The 17,267-nt window shown below is 72.0% G+C and carries 18 protein-coding genes and 1 riboswitch; of the genes, 5 read left to right on the top strand and 13 right to left on the bottom strand.

Annotated features, from left to right (window positions below; all coding sequences use genetic code 11):
- Positions 1-103: 103 nt before the first annotated feature.
- From ACIPTO_RS37710 to ACIPTO_RS37700, 3 genes are all read right to left on the bottom strand, one after another.
- Positions 104-529 carry a GNAT family N-acetyltransferase gene (locus ACIPTO_RS37710; RefSeq protein WP_401199596.1) on the bottom strand — a complete coding sequence of 142 codons (426 nt, stop codon included), beginning with the start codon at positions 527-529 and terminating at the stop codon, positions 104-106.
- Positions 530-622: 93 nt separating this feature from the next.
- Positions 623-3,193, bottom strand: coding sequence for an ABC transporter permease (locus ACIPTO_RS37705; RefSeq protein ID WP_401199594.1), 2,571 nt, complete (start codon positions 3,191-3,193; stop codon positions 623-625).
- A 4-nt stretch (positions 3,194-3,197) separates the two neighbouring features.
- Positions 3,198-4,088, bottom strand: a complete 891-nt coding sequence (locus ACIPTO_RS37700) for an ABC transporter ATP-binding protein (protein ID WP_401199592.1) — start codon at positions 4,086-4,088, stop codon at positions 3,198-3,200.
- A 210-nt stretch (positions 4,089-4,298) separates the two neighbouring features.
- Between ACIPTO_RS37700 and ACIPTO_RS37695 the strand changes: the two genes are divergently transcribed.
- Positions 4,299-4,538 (top strand): toxin-antitoxin system HicB family antitoxin, encoded by a 240-nt coding sequence (locus ACIPTO_RS37695; RefSeq protein ID WP_366321887.1) that lies wholly within the window; start codon positions 4,299-4,301, stop codon positions 4,536-4,538.
- A gap of 4 nt (positions 4,539-4,542) precedes the next feature.
- Positions 4,543-4,917, top strand: a complete 375-nt coding sequence (locus tag ACIPTO_RS37690; protein WP_266766695.1) for a fic family toxin-antitoxin system, toxin component — start codon at positions 4,543-4,545, stop codon at positions 4,915-4,917.
- Here the strand turns inward: ACIPTO_RS37690 and ACIPTO_RS37685 are convergent, their stop codons facing one another.
- Both ACIPTO_RS37685 and ACIPTO_RS37680 read right to left on the bottom strand, forming a co-directional pair.
- Positions 4,918-5,604: a class I SAM-dependent methyltransferase gene (locus ACIPTO_RS37685; protein WP_401199590.1), complete on the bottom strand. Its 687-nt coding sequence runs from the start codon at positions 5,602-5,604 to the stop codon at positions 4,918-4,920.
- A 141-nt stretch (positions 5,605-5,745) separates the two neighbouring features.
- Positions 5,746-6,432, bottom strand: a complete 687-nt coding sequence (locus ACIPTO_RS37680) for an esterase/lipase family protein (protein WP_401199588.1) — start codon at positions 6,430-6,432, stop codon at positions 5,746-5,748.
- 118 nt (positions 6,433-6,550) lie between these two features.
- Between ACIPTO_RS37680 and ACIPTO_RS37675 the strand changes: the two genes are divergently transcribed.
- Complete coding sequence (locus ACIPTO_RS37675) at positions 6,551-8,824, top strand: LuxR C-terminal-related transcriptional regulator (protein ID WP_401199779.1); 2,274 nt, start codon at positions 6,551-6,553, stop codon at positions 8,822-8,824.
- On the opposite strand, the gene bioD is transcribed toward ACIPTO_RS37675, so the two are convergent.
- Genes bioD through bioB form a run of 3 tightly spaced genes read right to left on the bottom strand, consistent with a single transcriptional unit; the run spans position 8,821 to position 12,074 of the window.
- Positions 8,821-9,570, bottom strand: a complete 750-nt coding sequence (gene bioD, locus ACIPTO_RS37670) for a dethiobiotin synthase (RefSeq protein WP_401199586.1) — start codon at positions 9,568-9,570, stop codon at positions 8,821-8,823. The genes ACIPTO_RS37675 and bioD overlap by 4 nt on opposite strands.
- 1 nt (position 9,571) lies before the next feature.
- Positions 9,572-10,864, bottom strand: a complete 1,293-nt coding sequence (locus ACIPTO_RS37665; RefSeq protein ID WP_401199584.1) for an adenosylmethionine--8-amino-7-oxononanoate transaminase — start codon at positions 10,862-10,864, stop codon at positions 9,572-9,574.
- Positions 10,857-12,074, bottom strand: a complete 1,218-nt coding sequence (bioB, locus tag ACIPTO_RS37660) for a biotin synthase BioB (protein ID WP_366321878.1) — start codon at positions 12,072-12,074, stop codon at positions 10,857-10,859. Before bioB ends, ACIPTO_RS37665 begins: the two co-directional genes overlap by 8 nt.
- 147 nt (positions 12,075-12,221) lie before the next feature.
- Here bioB and ACIPTO_RS37655 point away from each other — a divergent pair, with 147 nt between their 5' ends.
- Positions 12,222-13,349, top strand: coding sequence for an 8-amino-7-oxononanoate synthase (locus ACIPTO_RS37655; RefSeq protein ID WP_401199582.1), 1,128 nt, complete (start codon positions 12,222-12,224; stop codon positions 13,347-13,349).
- A gap of 41 nt (positions 13,350-13,390) precedes the next feature.
- Here the strand turns inward: ACIPTO_RS37655 and ACIPTO_RS37650 are convergent, their stop codons facing one another.
- Both ACIPTO_RS37650 and ACIPTO_RS37645 read right to left on the bottom strand, forming a co-directional pair.
- Positions 13,391-13,615 carry a DUF397 domain-containing protein gene (locus ACIPTO_RS37650; protein ID WP_366321874.1) on the bottom strand — a complete coding sequence of 75 codons (225 nt, stop codon included), beginning with the start codon at positions 13,613-13,615 and terminating at the stop codon, positions 13,391-13,393.
- Between the two features lie 9 nt (positions 13,616-13,624).
- A complete protein-coding gene (locus ACIPTO_RS37645) occupies positions 13,625-14,494 on the bottom strand; it encodes a helix-turn-helix transcriptional regulator (RefSeq protein ID WP_366321872.1) in 870 nt (289 codons plus the stop codon).
- Between the two features lie 212 nt (positions 14,495-14,706).
- On the opposite strand from ACIPTO_RS37645, the gene ACIPTO_RS37640 reads away from it, so the two are divergent.
- Positions 14,707-15,165: an ATP-binding protein gene (locus tag ACIPTO_RS37640; protein WP_366321870.1), complete on the top strand. Its 459-nt coding sequence runs from the start codon at positions 14,707-14,709 to the stop codon at positions 15,163-15,165.
- Between the two features lie 83 nt (positions 15,166-15,248).
- Here ACIPTO_RS37640 and ACIPTO_RS37635 read toward each other — a convergent pair whose 3' ends face one another.
- The 3 genes from ACIPTO_RS37635 to ACIPTO_RS37625 form a co-directional block, all read right to left on the bottom strand.
- Positions 15,249-15,722 carry a C40 family peptidase gene (locus ACIPTO_RS37635; protein ID WP_033278230.1) on the bottom strand — a complete coding sequence of 158 codons (474 nt, stop codon included), beginning with the start codon at positions 15,720-15,722 and terminating at the stop codon, positions 15,249-15,251.
- Positions 15,723-15,725: 3 nt separating this feature from the next.
- Positions 15,726-15,905: riboswitch (cyclic di-AMP (ydaO/yuaA leader) on the bottom strand.
- Between the two features lie 339 nt (positions 15,906-16,244).
- Positions 16,245-16,553, bottom strand: coding sequence for a hypothetical protein (locus tag ACIPTO_RS37630; RefSeq protein ID WP_366321867.1), 309 nt, complete (start codon positions 16,551-16,553; stop codon positions 16,245-16,247).
- Positions 16,554-16,560: 7 nt separating this feature from the next.
- Positions 16,561-17,196, bottom strand: coding sequence for an ATP-dependent Clp protease proteolytic subunit (locus ACIPTO_RS37625; protein WP_401199578.1), 636 nt, complete (start codon positions 17,194-17,196; stop codon positions 16,561-16,563).
- Positions 17,197-17,267 lie beyond the last annotated feature (71 nt).

Raw genomic sequence — 17,267 nt, 5'->3', positions numbered from 1 at the left:
GCGTGCTGGGACTGGGAGGCTCGCCCATGGGCGGACGCTCACACCTTTCGAGGAGGATCAGAGGTTCGGAGTGTCCGCCCATGGTAAAGGACGGGCAAAGCGTTCAGGTGGTGAGGTGCTTCACCCAGCGCCGCCACTGCTCCTCGGGGGCGTACCCCGCCGCGCGCCACGCATGCCGGCCGGTCTCGTTGCGCTCCAGCACCATCGCGTCCCCGCGCCGCCCGCCCAGCGCCACGAACCGTTCCTCCGCCGCCGCGAGCAGCGCGGAGCCGATGCCCTGCCGCCGCTGCTCCGGGTGCACGGCCAGCCGGTACAGGTGGCAGCGCCAGCCGTCGAAACCCGCGATCACCGACCCGACGAGCCGCCCGTCCCGCTCCGCGAGGAGCAGCGCGTCCGGGTCCCGGGTGATGAGCCGGGCCACGCCGTCGCGGTCGTCGCTGATGCTCGTGCCCTCGGCGGCCTCGGCCCAGAACGCCAGCACGGCGTCGACGTCGGAGAGGGCGGCACCGCGGATATGCAGATCACTCATGGGACGAGCCAAGCAGAGGGCCGCCGCGCGGGGCGAGCGGGTTTCGCCGCGGGTCCGCCGTGCGCCGCGGACGGCCGACACGCTGGCCCGGCCTCATTCGTGCGCGATGGCTGCCAGCACGTTCATGCGCGACGCCCGCAGCGCCGGAAGCAGGGCCGCCACGATGCCCACCACCGCCGAGCCGATCACCACCGCGACGATCGTCGTCCACGGCACCGCGAGCGCTTTCATGCCCTGGAGCGCCAGGACCTGCTGCGCGCACACGCCCCACACCAGGCCCAGCCCGAGGCCGAGGACGGCCCCGAACACCGCGATGACCACCGACTCCAGCCGGATCATGCGCCGCAGTTGGCGGCGGCCGAGTCCGATCGCGCGGAGCAGGCCGATCTCGCGGGTGCGCTCGACGACCGACAGGGCAAGGGTGTTGACCACCCCGAGCACGGCGATGACGATGGCGAGCCCGAGCAGCGCGTACACCAGGTACAGGAGCACGGCGATCTGGTCGTGGACCAGCTTCTTGTAGTCGGCCTGGTCACGGACCTGGACCTGCGGATACGGCTTCAGCGTCCGCTCCAGGGACGCCCGGAGCCGGTCGGCGCCGGTCCCGGACGCGGCGTTCACGTACAGCGAGGAGTCCTGGCCGTTCGGGACGTACTTCTCGACCGTCGCGATCCCGAAGAACAGTCCGCCCTGCGTCCCGAAACCGCCCGAGGAACCCTGATCGCTGAGGGCGCCCACCGTCAGCTTCGTCGTACGGCCGCCCGGGAATTCGACGGGGAGCACGCTGCCGATCCGTACGCCGTGCTTCCTCGCGAAGTCGGCCTCCATGGCGAGGTGTCCGGCGGCGAGTGCCGAACTCGTGCCGCCCTGGGCGTACTTGATGTGGGCGACCTCGTCGAGCGGGGTGTCGTAGCCGGCCGCCGTCGTCTCCACCCGGCTGCCGTCCGGCAGCCGGACCGCGAGCGGCGCGAAGCGGGCCCGTACGACGAGACCGACGCCCTCGGTGGCGCGCACATGGTCCGTGACCTCCTTGGAGAACGGAAGGAAGTTGCCGTTCTGGATCACGAAGTCGGCGCCGAGGGTCTTGTCGATCTGCTGGTCGAAGGACTTGGACATGGACGCGCTCGCCACCGACATCCCGCCGACCAGGGCGAGTCCCACCATCAGGGCCGCCGCGGTGGCACCGGTACGGCGCGGGTTGCGCAGGGCGTTGCGCTGGCTCATCCGGCCGACCGAGCCGAACAGCGCGGGGAACGCGCCGCCCAGCACGCGGATCATCGGGCGGACCAGGAGCGGGCCCGCGATCACGGTCGCGATCAGGGTGAGGACGATGCCGAGACCCAGGAGGGAGGCGGACGAGGCCGTGCTCGTCGCGGCGGCGCAGCCGGCGAGCGCGGCCGCACCGAGCACCCCCACGACCGAACCCACGATCGCCCGCACCTTCAACGGCCGCCCCACGCCTGCCACTTCGGCGTCGGCGAGCGCCGCCATCGGCGAGACACCGGCCGCCCGCCGGGCCGGGAGGTAGGCGGCGACGAAGGTGACGCCGACGCCGACGACGTAGGCGGCGACGGGAGTCGGCCAACCGACCACCATCTCCGTGGTCTTGAGGTTCATCCCGAACGCGGTCATCAGCTTGATCAGCCCGGCCGCGAGCCCGATTCCCGCCGCGAGACCCAGAGTCGAACCGATCAGGCCGAGCAGCAGCGCCTCCGTGAGCACCGACCGCCGCACCTGTCTGCGGTCGGCGCCTAGGGCCCGCAACAGGCCGAGTTCGCGGGTGCGTTGGGCGATCAGCATCGAGAACGTGTTGACGATCAGGAAGATCCCGACGAGGACGGCGATCCCGGCGAAGCCCAGCATCACGTACTTGATGACGTCGAGGAAACCGCCCAGATCGGCGGCGGCGGACTTCGCCTGCTCGCTCGCCGTCTTGACGTCGTACGCACCGGAGGCGTCGATCGCCGCCGTCACCCGCTGCTTGAGCACGGCGTCGTCGACCCCCTTCGCCGCGTCCACCGAGATGCTCGTGGCGCGGTCGGACGCGCCGAGCAGGCGGGACTTGGCGGTGGCGGGGTCGAGGAAGACGAGGGCCGCGCCAGGGTTGGTGGTGGTGAAGGTGGCGATGCCGACGACCTCGACGCGGAAGGTGCCCGGCTGTGCCTGGACCGTCAGGGTGTCGCCGATCCGCACGTGCTTGTGGTCGGCGGTGTCCGCGTCGAGGAGGGCCTCGCCCGCGCCCTGCGGTGCGTGCCCCGAGGTCAGTCTCACGGGGCTGCGGTCGGTGAGGTACCAGTCGGTGGCGATGGTGGGCGCGCCGGTGGTCGGGCCGACGGACTTGTTCCGGCTGTCGACGACCACGATGTTCTGGACGGACACGTCGGCGTGGGTGGCCGCGACCCCGGGCACCTTCGCCACTCGCGCCGCGAGCGAGGCGGGCACGGTCTCGGTCGCGCCGGTGGGCACCGAGGACGTGAGGTCCTGCTTCGGCTCGACGGTCACATCGGCGGACGTGGAGGCGAAGAGCCGGTCGAAGGTACGGGTCACCGTGTCGGAGAAGATCAGGCTGCCGGCCACGAACGCCACCGACAGCACGACCGCGAGCGCCGAGAGCAGCAGCCGCCCCTTGTGCGCGAGGAAACTCCGGAGGGTCGCCTTCAGCACGGGCTCAGTCCTTGCCGAGGGTCACGTCGCCCGCGCCCTCCGAAGGATCGGGTCCGGGTCCGGGGCCGGGTCTGGCAGCGTGGCCGCGATCAGGCCCGGGGTCGGGTCCGTCGGACTGGCCTCTCGCCAGATCGAACCGCTTCATCCGCTCCAGCACCCCCTCCGCCGTGGGCCGCTCCATCTCGTCCACGATCCGCCCGTCGCCGAGGAAGAGCACCAGGTCGGAGTGGGCGGCGGCGCCCGGGTCGTGGGTGACCATGACCACGGTCTGGCCGAGCTCGTCCACCGCGTCGCGCAGGAAGCCGAGCACTTCGAGGCCGGCCCGTGAGTCGAGGTTGCCGGTGGGCTCGTCTGCGAAGATCAGCTCGGGGCGGGAGGCGAGCGCCCGCGCGCAGGCCACGCGCTGCTGCTGGCCGCCGGACAGCTGGGCCGGCCGGTGCTTCAGCCGGTCCCGCAGCCCGAGGGTGTCGATGACCTGGTCCACCCACTTCTGGTCCGGCTTCGTGCCGGCGATGTCCATCGGCAGCGTGATGTTCTCGGCCGCGTTCAGGGTCGGGATGAGGTTGAACGACTGGAACATGAACCCGATCCGGTCCCGGCGCAACCGGGTCAGCTCACGGTCCTTCAGCCCCGTGATCTCCGTGTCGCCGAGCCACACCTGTCCGGCCGAGACGGTGTCGAGCCCCGCCAGGCAGTGCATCAGCGTGGACTTCCCCGACCCCGACGGACCCATGACGGCGGTGAAACGACCGCGCGTGATCTCCACGTCCACGGAGTCCAGGGCGAGCACGGCCGTCTCGCCCGAGCCGTACGCCTTGGTCAGACCGTGGGCGCGGGCCGCGTTCGGACCATCCGAGGCCCGACCCGGGGCGTGCTCCGCAGCAGGTGTGGACAAGGCCGCCTCCTCGTGTGTGGACGTGCCCGACTCCCTGGTCCCGGCCGAGCCTAGTGTGACGCGCCGCACAGCCGATATCCCCCGTGCGGCCGAGGCGGCCTCCGTCCCAGGTCGGGCCCCGGACACCGGTGTAAGGGGCACTCTCCACCCGCCGTCCCCGCGGGGGCCGAGCCCTTGCCGGTGCTAGCGATTCGGCGCTAGCGTCTAGGTATGGCGAAGACCCAGCTGAACGTACGCGTGGACGAGGGCACCGCCCGCGCGGCGCGTGAACGTGCCCTGGCGCGCGGCATGAGCGTCAACCGGTACATAGAGGAACTGGTCCGACAGGACACCGGCGAGGTCGGCCACACCTTCGTGGAGGCCGCGGCCGACTTCATGAAGCAGTACGAGTCCGTCCTCGCCGAGGAGTTCGGCGCCGACGGGGAGCGTCCCCGCGAAGGTCGCCGCTGATCCGTTGAGCAATCTCAGGATCGACCTCGCCTGGCTGCTGATGCTCGCCGAACAGAAGACACCGGGTGACCCCGAGGTCACCGACTGGGGCGCGCTCGTCGCCGCCGTGGCGCGCCACCAGGCCGAGATATTCGACGTCCCGGTCTACGACAGCCCGCACGCACGCGCCGCCGCCCTCCTCCAACTCCTCATCCATGTACCGGCGTTGGAGCGCTCCAACGCCCTCTTCGCGTCCGCCGTCGCGTACGCCTACCTCGTCGCCAGCGGCCTGAAGGTCGTCACCTCGCCCGAACAGGTCCGTGAACTGGCCCGGTTGGTCAAGAGCGGTGAGGCGTCGGTCGACGAGATCGCGCGCGAACTGCGCCAGTGGAGCCTGTGATCAGTCGGCCGCCCCGGGCCGCCACGCGGTACCCAGCACGCAGTACGAGGTCGGCAGCGTCGGCCCCTTCTCCGGGATCAACACCCTTCGGTACGGGCCGAGTTCGAACCCGGCGTCGCGCAGCGCGGCGACCGGGTCGCGGGCCAGACGGCAGCCGCCGTTCAGCCGCGGCCACAGCGTGCGGTCCAGAGCGCGCTGGGTGAACTCCATCGCCGGTCCGCCGCCCCGGCCGTGCTCGAAGAACCGCACCACGCCACCGGGCCGCAGCACCCGCCGTACCTCCGCCAGGGCGCGCGGCACATCACGCACGCTGCACAGCACCAGCGACAGCACGACCGCGTCGTAGGCCTCGCTCTTGACGGGGAGCTTCTCCGCCGCGCCCGGCACGACGTCGACGGGCACCTCGGAGCGGAGCGCGGACTGCACGGCGAGCCTGCGCAGAGTGCGTTCGGGCTCGATCGCGACGACCTCCGAGACGGCGCCCGGATAGTGCGCGAAGTTCAGGCCGTTCCCGGCGCCGATCTCGATCACCCGCCCGGAGAGCCCGGCGAGCAGCCGGTCCCGCATCCCGGCCAGGCCGAGCCGCGACTCGGCGCTCACGCTGAAACGGGCGTAGTAACGGGCGAACAGCGGGTGGTGGACGGCGTCGCGCGGCACCGTGCCGGAGCCTGCGGACCGTAGCGGCATGGCGACCTCCCGGACCGGACCGGGCCGAAACCGGTCCCTACCGTGATTGTCCCCCCTGCCGTCCTTGACCACCCCCGCTGCCGCCGGGGAGGGAAGGGGACGGGGCCGGGATCGCTGGATCCGGACCCCGTCCCCTCCGGATCAGGAGATGAAGTCCCGGACCTGCTCGTAGACGCCGTGGTCGTTGTTCATGTCGGTGTGCGAGATGCACCCGACGTCCACATTGGTCGCGCCGCTCAGCTCGGCCGAGGTGTCCGGGTTGATCGCCTCGTCGCAGTCCGACCAGTAGGCCGCGTACGACACGCTGCCGGGCGTCTCGTCACCGGAGTTGAGCGCCGTGAGGAACGAACTCCCCGTCTGCATCTCCTTGCAGGACGTGTACAGCCAGCCGCAGAGCGAGGCGATGCTCGTCCCGTGGTTCACCCCGGCGACCGACACGAAGTCGTCGACGTACGCGGTCCCGCCCAGGTTCTTGAGGTAGTAGCGGCTGTTGAGCGCACCCATGGAGTGGACCACCAGGTCGACCTTCGAGGCGCCGGTCTTGGCGAGGACGGACTGGATGTAGGCCGACAGCGTCGACGCGGTCGTGACGTTCGACTTCGTCCAGTCGTAGGAGATCGCGTACAGCTGGGAGGACGAATAGCCGTCCGCCTCGAAGTCCGCGATCCAGTCGTTCCAGCTGCTGGAGTCGCTGCTCAGACCGTGCACGAACACGATCGGGTCGTGGCTCGCCGCGTGAGCGGGCGTCGAGGCCAGGGAGAGCGACAGAAGGAGCGAGGTCGTCACGGCCGACAGGGCCGTGGCGATGCGACGCTTGCGGCGCTGCATGATGCCTCCTGATACGGGTGGGGTTGTCAGGAGTGTCAGCGCCGTTCTACGCGCGCCGCATCGGTGATATCGCCGGTCTTTACGGGTGAATTAACTCGCCAGTAACGTCAGTTGTGTGGTGACACCAGTGAACCCCCCACCTCTGGACCGCACTTCGCCACCGTCGCGCACCGACGCCGGGCGAACCCTTCAGCGCGCGCTCCCCGAAGGGGTCCGCATCCGGATCCTGCGCGCCACCCACGGCGACCCGCGCGCCGCCGCCGAACTCCTCCCGCGCCTGACCCCACGCCAGGCCACGGGAGCCGACCCCCTTCCGACCGAACCGACCGCCCTGGCACCGGAGTTGCTCGGCAGGCACCGCCGGGAGATCCGCGCCCTGCCCGACGACACCCGGCTGCTCCTGCTGCTCGCCGCGGCGGACCAGTACCCGGTCGCCACCCACGCCTTCCTGCGGGCCGTCGCGGCGGCCCGCCTCGACACCCGGCCCCTGGAGGCCGCGGAGACGGCCGGCATCGCGCACGCGACCGCGGGCGGTGTCGTCTTCCGCGACGCGTGGACCAGGATCGCCGCCTACGAGACCGGGTCACCGGCGGACCGCCGGGACGTCCACCACCTGCTGGCCCGGGTACTGCGCGCCGCAGGGGAGACGCCGAGGCGCTCCTGGCACCGGGGCGCGGGCGCGCTCGGCCCCAGCGCCCGGCTCACGGCGGAACTGCGCACCGCCGCGCAGCGGGCCCGCGACGCCGGTGAACACGCCCTCGCCTGCGCCCTGGTGGAACGCGCCGCCGCGCTGTCCCCCGACCCCCGCGAACAGTCCCGCCTCCTCGACCGCGCCGCCGGTGACGCCTGGCAGTCAGGAGAGGGCGACCGGTCCCGAAGACTCGCCGCCGCGACCGACAGCGAGGCGTTGAACGGGGTGTTCGCCCTGCGGGCCGGCAACGCGGCGGAGGCGTTCGACGCCCTGGTGACCGCGGTCGAGCGGCGGGAACCGGACGACTCCTGCCCCGGCCCGGGACCGGCACCCGGCTCCTCCGCGGCGCCGCGCGTGCTCGCCGCACCCCGGACCACCGCACCGGATCACGCCGTTCACCTCCTCGCGCGGGCCACCGAGGCCGCCGTCTACACCGGGGACCTGAGACGGTGCGGGGAGGCGGCGGCCGCCGCCGCCCGGGTGGGGATCGTGCCGCACGCGACGCTGGAGGGGCTGGCCGCCGCGTTCGAGGGGCGCTACGAGGACGCGCGGGATCTGCTCAAGGCCGCCGCCGGGCGGTGCGGGCCAGGAGGCGACCCCACCCTCCTCATCCACGCCGGGATCGCCGCCCTGATGCTCGGTGACCACACCCGCGCCACCACCGCGACCGTACGCGCCGCGGCCTCGGCACGGGCCCGGGGCACGACCGTGGCCGTGGCGCAGGCGATGGAGTTCCGGGCCTACGCCGAGTTCTGGACCGGGCGTCCCCGCGCCGCCGAGACGGCGACGGCGGACGCCCGCTGGCAGGCCCACGCCACCGGTCAGGACAACGGCGCCTGCCATCTGCAGGCCGCGCTCGCCATGTTCGCCGCGCTCACCGGCGACGCGGACGTGTGCCGCGAACGCGCCGCCGCCGCCCGCGCGTTCGCCCTGGGACGAGGGCTCGGACTGCCCGCCGCCCTCGCCCAGTGGGCCCTCGCCTATCTCGACCTGAGCAGCGGCCGGTTCGCCGCCGCGGCGGCCCGGCTGCGCGCGCTCGCCGGATTCGGGCCGGGCCACGGCCACCGGGCGATACGGCACCTGGCGACCCCGCACTACGTCGAGGCCGCCGCACGCAGCGGCGACACCAGGATCGCCCGTGCCGCGCACGCCGACTACGACCGCTGGGCGCGGGCCGTCCGCAGTCCCGACGACCTGGCCCTGAGCGCCCGGTGCCGGGCCCTGCTCGCACCCGGCGCCGAGGCCGTCGAGCACTACCGCATCGCCCTCGACCTGCACGCACGCGGCACCCGGGACTTCGAACGGGCCCGCACCGAGCTGCTGTTGGGCGGTGCGCTGCGCCGACTGCGCCGCCGCGCCGAGGCCCGCGACCGTCTGCACACCTCGCTGGAGGCCTTCGAGTCCTTCGGCGCCCCGCACTGCGCCGCCCAGGCCCGCGCCGAACTCCGCGCCCTGGGCACTCCGGTGGCCGCGACCGCCCTGCCCGCACCCGGGGACCTCGCCCCGACCACACGTCTGACCGCCCAGCAGCTGATGGTCGCCCGTATGGCCGCCGACGGCGCCACCAACCGCGAGATCGCCGTCCGCCTCGCCCTCAGCCCCCGCACGATCGACCACCATCTGCGCGGTGTCTTCAGCCGGTTGGGCATCCGCTCGCGCATCGAACTGGTCCGGCTGCTGGCCGAGGGGGAGGCGTCCTAGACGGCCGGGCCCGTGCCGGTGTCCCAGGACGGCGGTGCCTGCCGGGTCGCGAACCCGTCCGCGTCCCAGGTCCCGTCGAGCGGCGGCGCCAGCCAACTCGGCGCCGCCGTACGGAAGTCGGCCGGTGCCAAGGACCCCGCTCCTTCGGGCAGCGCCCCGAGGAGCGGTGCCCCCGAGACCTCCGTCAGATCCGCCACATTGCAACGCGACGCCAGGTCAGGGGTGTCGGGCCAGCTGCCGATCACCACACCCAGCAGATCGAGCCCCTGGGTCCGGAGTTCACGGGCCGTCAGTTCCGTCGTGTTCAAGGTGCCCAGACCCGCCGAGGCGACCACCAGGACCGGGGCGCCCAGCAGACGTGCCGCGTCCGCCAGCGTGCCGCCCTCCGCGTCGAACCGGACGAGCAGCCCGCCCGCGCCCTCGACCAGCACCAGGTCGTGCTCGGTGGCCAGCTTCTGGGCGGCCTCGGCGATCTCGTGCGGGCGCACCGGCGTCAGACCGGCCCGGCGCGCCGCCGTGCCCGGGGCCAACGGCTCGGGGAACCGGGCGAGTTCGGTCGCCGTCACGACGCCCGCGAGCCGCGCGACCTCGTCGGCGTCCCCGCGCTCGTCCGGCCGTACACCGGTCTGCGCGGCCTTCAGGACGGCCACCGTGCGGCCGGAGGCGAGCGCCGCCGCCGCGACCGCGGCCGTGGTGATCGTCTTGCCGACCTCCGTGCCCGTGCCCGTGATCACCAGTACCGGCATGTCATCCCTCCCGTGCCGCCGCGCACACCGCGCGGGTGATCCGCGCGAGGTCGGCGTCGCCCGTGACATAGGGCGGCATCGTGTAGACGAGGTCGCGGAACGGCCGTAGCCACACGCCCTCGCGGACGGCCGCGTCCGTCGCGGCCCTCATGTCGACGGCGTGGTCGAGCTGGACCACACCGATGGCGCCGAGGACGCGCACGTCCTGGACGCCGGGGATCTCCCGCGCCGGTGCCAGACCCTCGCGCAGACCCGACTCGATGCGCTTGACCTCCGTCGACCAGTCCTGGTTCAGGAGGAGTTCGAGCGAGGCGCAGGCCACGGCCGCCGCGAGCGGGTTGCCCATGAACGTCGGTCCGTGGGCCAGGACCGGCACCTCGCCCCGCGAGATGCCCTCGGCCACGCGTGACGTGCACAGCGTCGCCGCCATCGTCAGGTAGCCGCCGGTCAGCGCCTTGCCGACGCACATCACGTCGGGCGTCACCGCCGCGTGCTCAGCCGCGAACAGCGCGCCCGTGCGGCCGAAGCCCGTCGCGATCTCGTCGAACACCAGCAGCACGTCATGGGCGTCGCACGCCTCGCGCAGCACCCGCAGATACGCGGGGGAGTGGAACCGCATCCCGCCCGCGCCCTGCACCACCGGCTCCACGATCACGGCGGCCAGCTCGTGCGCGTGCTGCCCGATCAGCGCGCGCAGACGGTCGGCGTACGACTCCTCGTACTCGGCCGGCGGCTCGTCCGCGAACACCTGCCGGGGCAGCACCCCCGACCAGAGTTCGTGCATCCCGCCCTCGGGGTCGCACACCGACATCGGCTGCCAGGTGTCGCCGTGGTAGCCGCCGCGCCAGGTCAGCAGACGCTGCTTGGCCGGGCGGCCGAGCGAGCGCCAGTACTGCAGGCACATCTTCACCGCGACCTCGACCGACACCGAACCCGAGTCGGCCAGGAAGACGTGCTCCAGGCCGTCCGGAGACATGTCGACAAGGAGCTTCGCCAGACGTACGGCGGGCTCGTGGGTGAGCCCGCCGAACATCACATGGCTCATCCGGCCGAGCTGCTCGCGCGCGGCCTCGTTGAGGACGGGGTGGTTGTAGCCGTGGATCGCCGACCACCAGGACGACATCCCGTCGACCAACTCGCCCCCGCCGTCCGCCAGCCGGAGCCGCACCCCGCTCGCCGACTCCACGACGAGCGGTTCCTGGCGGCCCGGCATCGGACCGTAGGGATGCCAGACGTGCCGCCGGTCCAGTTCCAGCAGCTCCGGCACGGGCAGCGGGCCGATCGGGTCAGGCATTGGGCGCGATGTCCGTTCCGGCGCCTCGACGGCGTACGGAGACCAGGTCGCGGCGCACCTCGTCGACCTGCGGCGCGGGGGCGGTCGTAGCGGCGGCGGGAGCGGAACCGCAGACTCCGGCGCCCTCGTGACCGCCGCAGCCCGCGCCCTCGTGCGATCCGCAGCCCGCGCCCTCGTGCGACCCGCAGCCGCCCGCCGTCACCGTCGACCGGTGCTGCGGCAGGGTCACCTCGCCCGCGCCCTCCACCTCGAAGCCCGCGTCCGCGATCATCTCCAGGTCGGCGTGGCCGGCCTGGCCCTCGCTGGTGAGGTAGTCACCGAGGAAGATCGAGTTGGCGAGGTTCAGGGCGAGGGGCTGCATCGTGCGGAGGTGGACCTCACGGCCGCCCGCGATGCGGACCTCGACGTCGGGGCAGACGAAGCGGACCATCGCGAGGATGCGCAGACAGCGCTGCGGGGTGAGGTGCCAGTCGGCCTCGAGCGGGGTGCCCTCCATCGGGATCAGGAAGTTCACCGGCACCGAGTCGGGGTCCAGGTCGCGCAGGGAGAAGACGACGTCGACCAGGTCCTCGTCCGTCTCGCCCATGCCCGCGATCAGGCCGGAGCAGGCGGACAGGCCCGCCGCGTGCGCCTTCTGCACGGTGTCGACGCGGTCGGCGTACGTGTGCGTGGTGGTGATGTCCCCGTACGTCGACTCGGACGTGTTGAGGTTGTGGTTGTAGGCGTCCGCCCCGGCCTCGCGCAGCCGGTCGGCCTGGCCGTCGGAGAGCAGACCGAGGCAGGCGCACACCTCGACGCCCTCGTTCTGGTCCTTGATCGCCTTGATGGTGCCCGCGACCCGGTCCACGTCCCGGTCCGTCGGGCCCCGGCCGGAGGCCACCAGGCAGACCCGCTTGGCGCCACCCGCCACACCGGCCGCCGCGGCCTTCGAGGCGTCGTCGGGTTTCAGCCAGGTGTACTTCAGGATGTCGGCCTTCGAGCCGAGCCGCTGCGAGCAGTACGAGCAGTCCTCGGGGCACAGGCCGGACTTGAGGTTGACGAGGTAGTTGAGCTTCACCCGTCGGCCGAACCAGTGCCGGCGCACCTTTCCGGCCGCGGCCACGACATCCAGCAGGTCGTCGTCCGAGGTGGAGAGGACGGCGAGAGCTTCCGCGCGGGTCGGCAGCTCGCGCCGAAGCCCCTTGTCCACGAGCGTGTTCAGCAGGTCCATGAGGCCCGATCCTGTCCTACGGGACCGCCCGCGGCCAAGGAGAGAATGCACAAGACATGAAGCTGGCGGTGTGGGTATCACCACACCAAGGGCGGCCGGTCGTCCGATTAGTGTCTGTGCACTGCCTACAAAAGCCCCGGAGGAACCATGGCGTTCGGCTGGATCGACGAGCAGGCGGAGCGGCGCCGCCGCGCCGGGCTCGTCCGGACCCTGCGGCCCCGTCCCGCCGACTCACCGCTCCTGGACCTCGCGAGCAACGACTACCTGGGCCTGGCCCACCATCCCGAGGTCGTCGAGGGGGCCGCCGACGCGGCACGGACCTGGGGCGGCGGATCGACCGGCTCGCGACTCGTCACCGGCACGACCGAGCTGCACACCCGACTGGAACGCGACCTGGCCGAGTTCACCGGCTTCGAGGCCGCCCTCGTCTTCTCCTCCGGCTACGCCGCCAACCTCGCGGCCGTCACCACGCTCGCCCCGCACGGCTCGCTGATCGTCTCCGACGCCGGCAACCATGCCTCCCTCATCGACGGCTGCCGGCTGGCGCGGGGCACCACCCAGGTCGTCGGCCACGCCGATCCGGACGGGGTGCGCAAGGCGCTGCGGACGCACGAGGGGCAGGCCGTCGTCGTGTCCGACTCGGTGTTCTCCGTGGACGGGGACGCGGCGCCGGTGGGCGCGCTCGCCGAGGCGTGCCGGGAGTTCGGCGCGGGGCTGCTGCTCGACGACGCGCACGGGCTCGGGGTACTGGGCGACGGCGGACGCGGTGCGCCGTACGCGGCGGGGCTCGCGGGCGACGAGGACGTGGTCGTGACGGTCACGCTGTCCAAGTCGCTGGGCAGCCAGGGCGGTGCCGTGCTCGGGCCCGCGCGCGTGATCGACCATCTGGTCAACGCGGCGCGGACGTTCATCTTCGACACGGGCCTCGCGCCGGCGGCGGCCGGTGCGGCGCTCGCGGCGCTGACGCTGCTGCGGCGCGAGCCCGAGCGGGCTGCCCGGGCGCGCGCCGTGGCGGGTGATCTGCACACGCGGCTGACCGCGGCGGGCCTGGAAGCGGTGCGTCCGGACGCCGCCGTGGTCTCGGTGCGTGCGCCGTCCCCGGAGGCGGCCGTGCGGTGGGCGGCCGACTGCCGTACGGCAGGGCTGGCCGTGGGCTGCTTCCGTCCTCCTTCCGTGCCCGACGGCATCTCACGGCTCAGGCTGACCGCCCGAGCGGACCTCTCCGGGGCCGAGATCGAACGCGCTGTACGGGTGATCGGCGGGACGCGACCATGAGTCGGCGTGACACGGCCGTGCGCCGCTGACGGGCGGACAGATCAGTGGAACGCGGTGAGGAACCCCGTCCAGCTCTCGGGGGAGAACAGCAGGGCGGGTCCTTGCGGGTCCTTCGAGTCGCGTACGGCGAGCAGCCCCGCGCGGAGGCCTGAGCGCGGACGGGCCGCCTCGACGCAGTTGTTCGCTCCCGTGCTGTAGCTGCTGCGCAGCCACCGCACGCCGGACAGTTCAGAACTGGAAGGTACGTTCCGAGGCAGTGCAGACATGGTGCCTCCTTACGCGCCGTCACCTATCCCGGCGATGTAATCCGACGAATCCTCGGGCGAAAGGGCGTGGAACTGAAGGGTGCTGAAGGCCTCGCTGTAGGCCTCTAGGTCTTCTTTCCGTTCGAGGTAGAGGCTACTCGTCAAGTGGTCGAGAACAACCACGTCCAGATCAGAAGTGCTCGGAAAGGAGAAGATAACGAAAGGCCCGGTGATGCCGATGTGCGCCCCCGCGGCGAACGGCAGTACCTGGAGCCGGACTTGGGGCAGCCGCGCCGCCTCCACCAGCCGGTCCAGCTGACGCGCCATCACTCCGGGACCGCCCACCTCCCGGCGCAGCACCGCCTCGTCCAGGACCACGCTCAGCTCCAGCGGCGGATCCGCGCGCAGCACGTCCTGCCTGGCCAGCCGCACCTGCACCAGCGCGTCGAGCCGCTCGGGGCCGTCGTTGTCGGGGCCTCCCACGGCGGCCCGGGTCACCGCGCGGGCGTACTCCGGCGTCTGCAGCAGGCCGGGGACCACCGAGGTCTCCAGGGTGCGGAGCGTGCAGGCCTGTGACTCCAGACTGATGAAGTCCCGGTAGGCGGGCGGCAGTACACCCCGGTAGGCGTGCCACCAGTGGTGCCGGCCGCCGCCCTCCTCGGAGCCCGCGAGGACGAGGAGCATGTCCCGAAGCTGTGGGTCGGCGACCTGATAGGCGTCCAGAAGTAACCTGACGTCAGGCGGTTTCACGCCACTGGCTCCGGTCTCGATCCGGCTCACCTTCGACTGGTGCCAGCCGACGAGCCGGGCCGCCTCTCCGCTGGTGAGCCCCGCCTCCGCACGCAACGCGCGCAGTTCGGCGCCCAGTTTCCGGCGCCGCACCGCGGGACCGTACTGCATGGGTTTCTCCTTACTCCTTCCGAGCCGCCCAAATACGGTCTGGGGTCGCAGAGTTCACCGCTTCGAGCGACAGATATATGCATATCTTGGTGGATCGGCACCGTTACCGCCGAGGTAATGGCAGTCTGGCGAAGAAGCACCAGTCCGGGACCGTACTCGAACCATCCGCGCTGTGACGGACATCGGTCCCGCGGGAAAGGGACGACCGCGCCATGGCAGACCATCTGGAAGCATCCGTCACTCTGCCGAGCGATCCGGCCTCGGTGTCCGCCGCCCGCACCTACGTCGTCGGAACCCTGGCCGAATGGGGACTGCCTGCGGACACGGAGGCCGCCGACACCATCCGTCTCATCGTGTCGGAACTCGCCACCAACGCCGTCCAGCACACCTTCGGCCAGTCACCCACCTTCACGGTGGACATCGAGCTGGAGCGTGACGAACAGCTGCGCATCGGGGTCACCGACAGCCATCCCCGCTTCCCTAAACGACTGCCGGCCGCCGTCCAGCAGGACAACGGCCGGGGCATGGTGATCATCCGCTGGCTGACCGCGGAGTGCGGCGGCAAACTCTCCGTCCGGCCCACCCGGGAGGGCGGCAAGACCGTCTCCGTCGAGGTGCCCTGGACCGTACCGGCCCGGCCGGTGGGCGCCGCGGGCCAGCAGGAGCCGTAGGACCGCTCCCGGAACGCTGCGGACGCCCGAGGGGGTGGCGGACCGTCAGGTGGCCGCCACCCCCTCGGGAGACTCGGCGCGGGTCAGCTGACCCGGCCGTACCAGACGCTCTTGGTCCAGATCTTCTGCAGCCGCACCACGTCCCCGGTCTTCGGGGCGTGCCAGATCTTTCCCTTCCCGGCGTAGATGCCGACGTGGTAGACGCTGGAGCCCGAGTGGAAGAACACGAGATCCCCGGCCTTGCGGCTCTTGGCCGAGATGTGGTGGGTCTTGTTGTACTGCTGGGCAGCCGTACGAGGCAGCTTCTTGCCCGCCTTCTTGTACGAGTACAACGTGAGCCCGGAGCAGTCGAAGCGGCCCGGTCCGGTGGCCCCGTACCTGTACGGAGCGCCCTTCTTGGACGCCGCGACCTGGAGTGCCTTCGTCGCGGGTGTCGCGGCCGCTGCGTCGGATGCGACGCCCGGTATCACGACGGAACCGCCCACGGCGGCGATGGCGAAGGCCGAGGCCGTACCGGCCCTGACCATCAGCGACGGGACACGATTGAGCGCAGTCATGCGCAACCCTTCGTCAGCCGCCTGTGAAGGATGACCTGTCGGATTCGGGCTGGCGAAGTTGCCCGGCCGCTGACGCGGCTTCACCCCAAGGGCTGCTCGACCCGGTCATGGCGTGACCGTCCCGGCGACCCGTCGTGCTTGGGTCCTCCACTCCTGCCGATGCAATCCTGTCGACCTGTCATCCGGGCGGCGGCAGGACTCGGCGTCCGCCCGGATCGCCCCGCCGCTGCGGCGGGGTCTTGTCGTCAGACAGGGATCTTCACCTATGCATGTCCGAAAATCCCAACGGAACCGGGTATTTGTGGGGTTACTCACCACTCACCCGTTCGGGTGGACACCCCCGTGTTCGATCGGGTGTCGAGCGGCACGCACCCCTCGGACCAGCACCGGAACCCGTCAGGGAGCCCTCGGACCACGCGTGTTGCGCAACCCGGGAGGCCTCGCGGACGGAGGAGCGCCTACGCCGATCGGGGGTACGCCGTTCGGCTCGTTTCGCCTCCGCCCCGCACGGCTCCGCGTCCCTCAACTGTCGGAGGGTACGGGGATCGTGACGCGCGCCGTACGACGCTCCCCGTCCAGCACGCGCAGCGCACGGGCCAGTGTGGGGGCGTGCAGCTCGGCCTCGCCCCGCTGGTGCATCAGCGCCAGCGCGTCCCGCAGCTCGGCGGCCTTCGCCACGAGCGCCTGAGCGGCCCTCAGACCACGGTACGTGTCACCGTCGCGCGCCGGGTTGATCCGGCCCAGCAGGTCGGCCACATCCAGATAACGGTCGATCAACTCGCCCTCGGCACGCGTCAGTGCGGGCAACGGCGGCAGCTCCGGCGGCAGCATCGTCGGCTCACTCCCCGCCCGGCTCGGTGAGCGAGGTCGTGCGGGGGGCCACGATCCGGTCCACCAGTCCGTATTCCAGGGCCTGTCGGGCATCCAGGGTGCGTTCCCGCTCGATGTCGGCGCTGACCTGCTCCACCGTCCGGCCCGTGTGCAGGGCGAGCAGGGATTCGAGGCGGGACCGGGTGCGCGCCAACTCCGCCGCCTGGAGGGCGAGATCACTCGCCTGACCCTGGACCGGCTCCGGCAGCGAGGGCTGGTGGATCACCACCCGCGCACCCGGCAGTGCCGACCGCTTGCCCGGTGTGCCCGCCGCCAGCAGCACCGCCGCGGAGGAGCCGGCCCGGCCGAGGCAGACCGTCTCCACGTCGCAGCTGACGAACCGCAGGGTGTCGTAGATCGCCGACATCGCGGTGAACGATCCCCCGGGCGAGTTGATGTACAGCGCGATGTCCCGGTCGGGCGCCTGGTACTCGAGGTGCATGAGCTGGGCCATCACGTCGTTCGCAGCGATGTCGTCGATCGGCGTGCCGAGGAAGACGATCCGCTCCTCCAGCAGCTTCGCGTACGGATCGAGGGTCCGGTGGCCGGAGCCGGTGCGCTCCGTGAACTCGGGCAGGACGTGGCGGGCGGACGGTCGGGTCATGGCGTGACCTCTCTCTGGCGGGCGCTGCCGCGGCGGTCTCCGGCGTCTCCGGCGGGCTCTGTACAAAATGT

The sequence above is a fragment of the Streptomyces sp. NPDC090083 genome (assembly GCF_044747445.1).
Lineage (GTDB): Bacteria > Actinomycetota > Actinomycetes > Streptomycetales > Streptomycetaceae > Streptomyces.
This window is presented reverse-complemented; position numbering and strand designations above follow the sequence as displayed.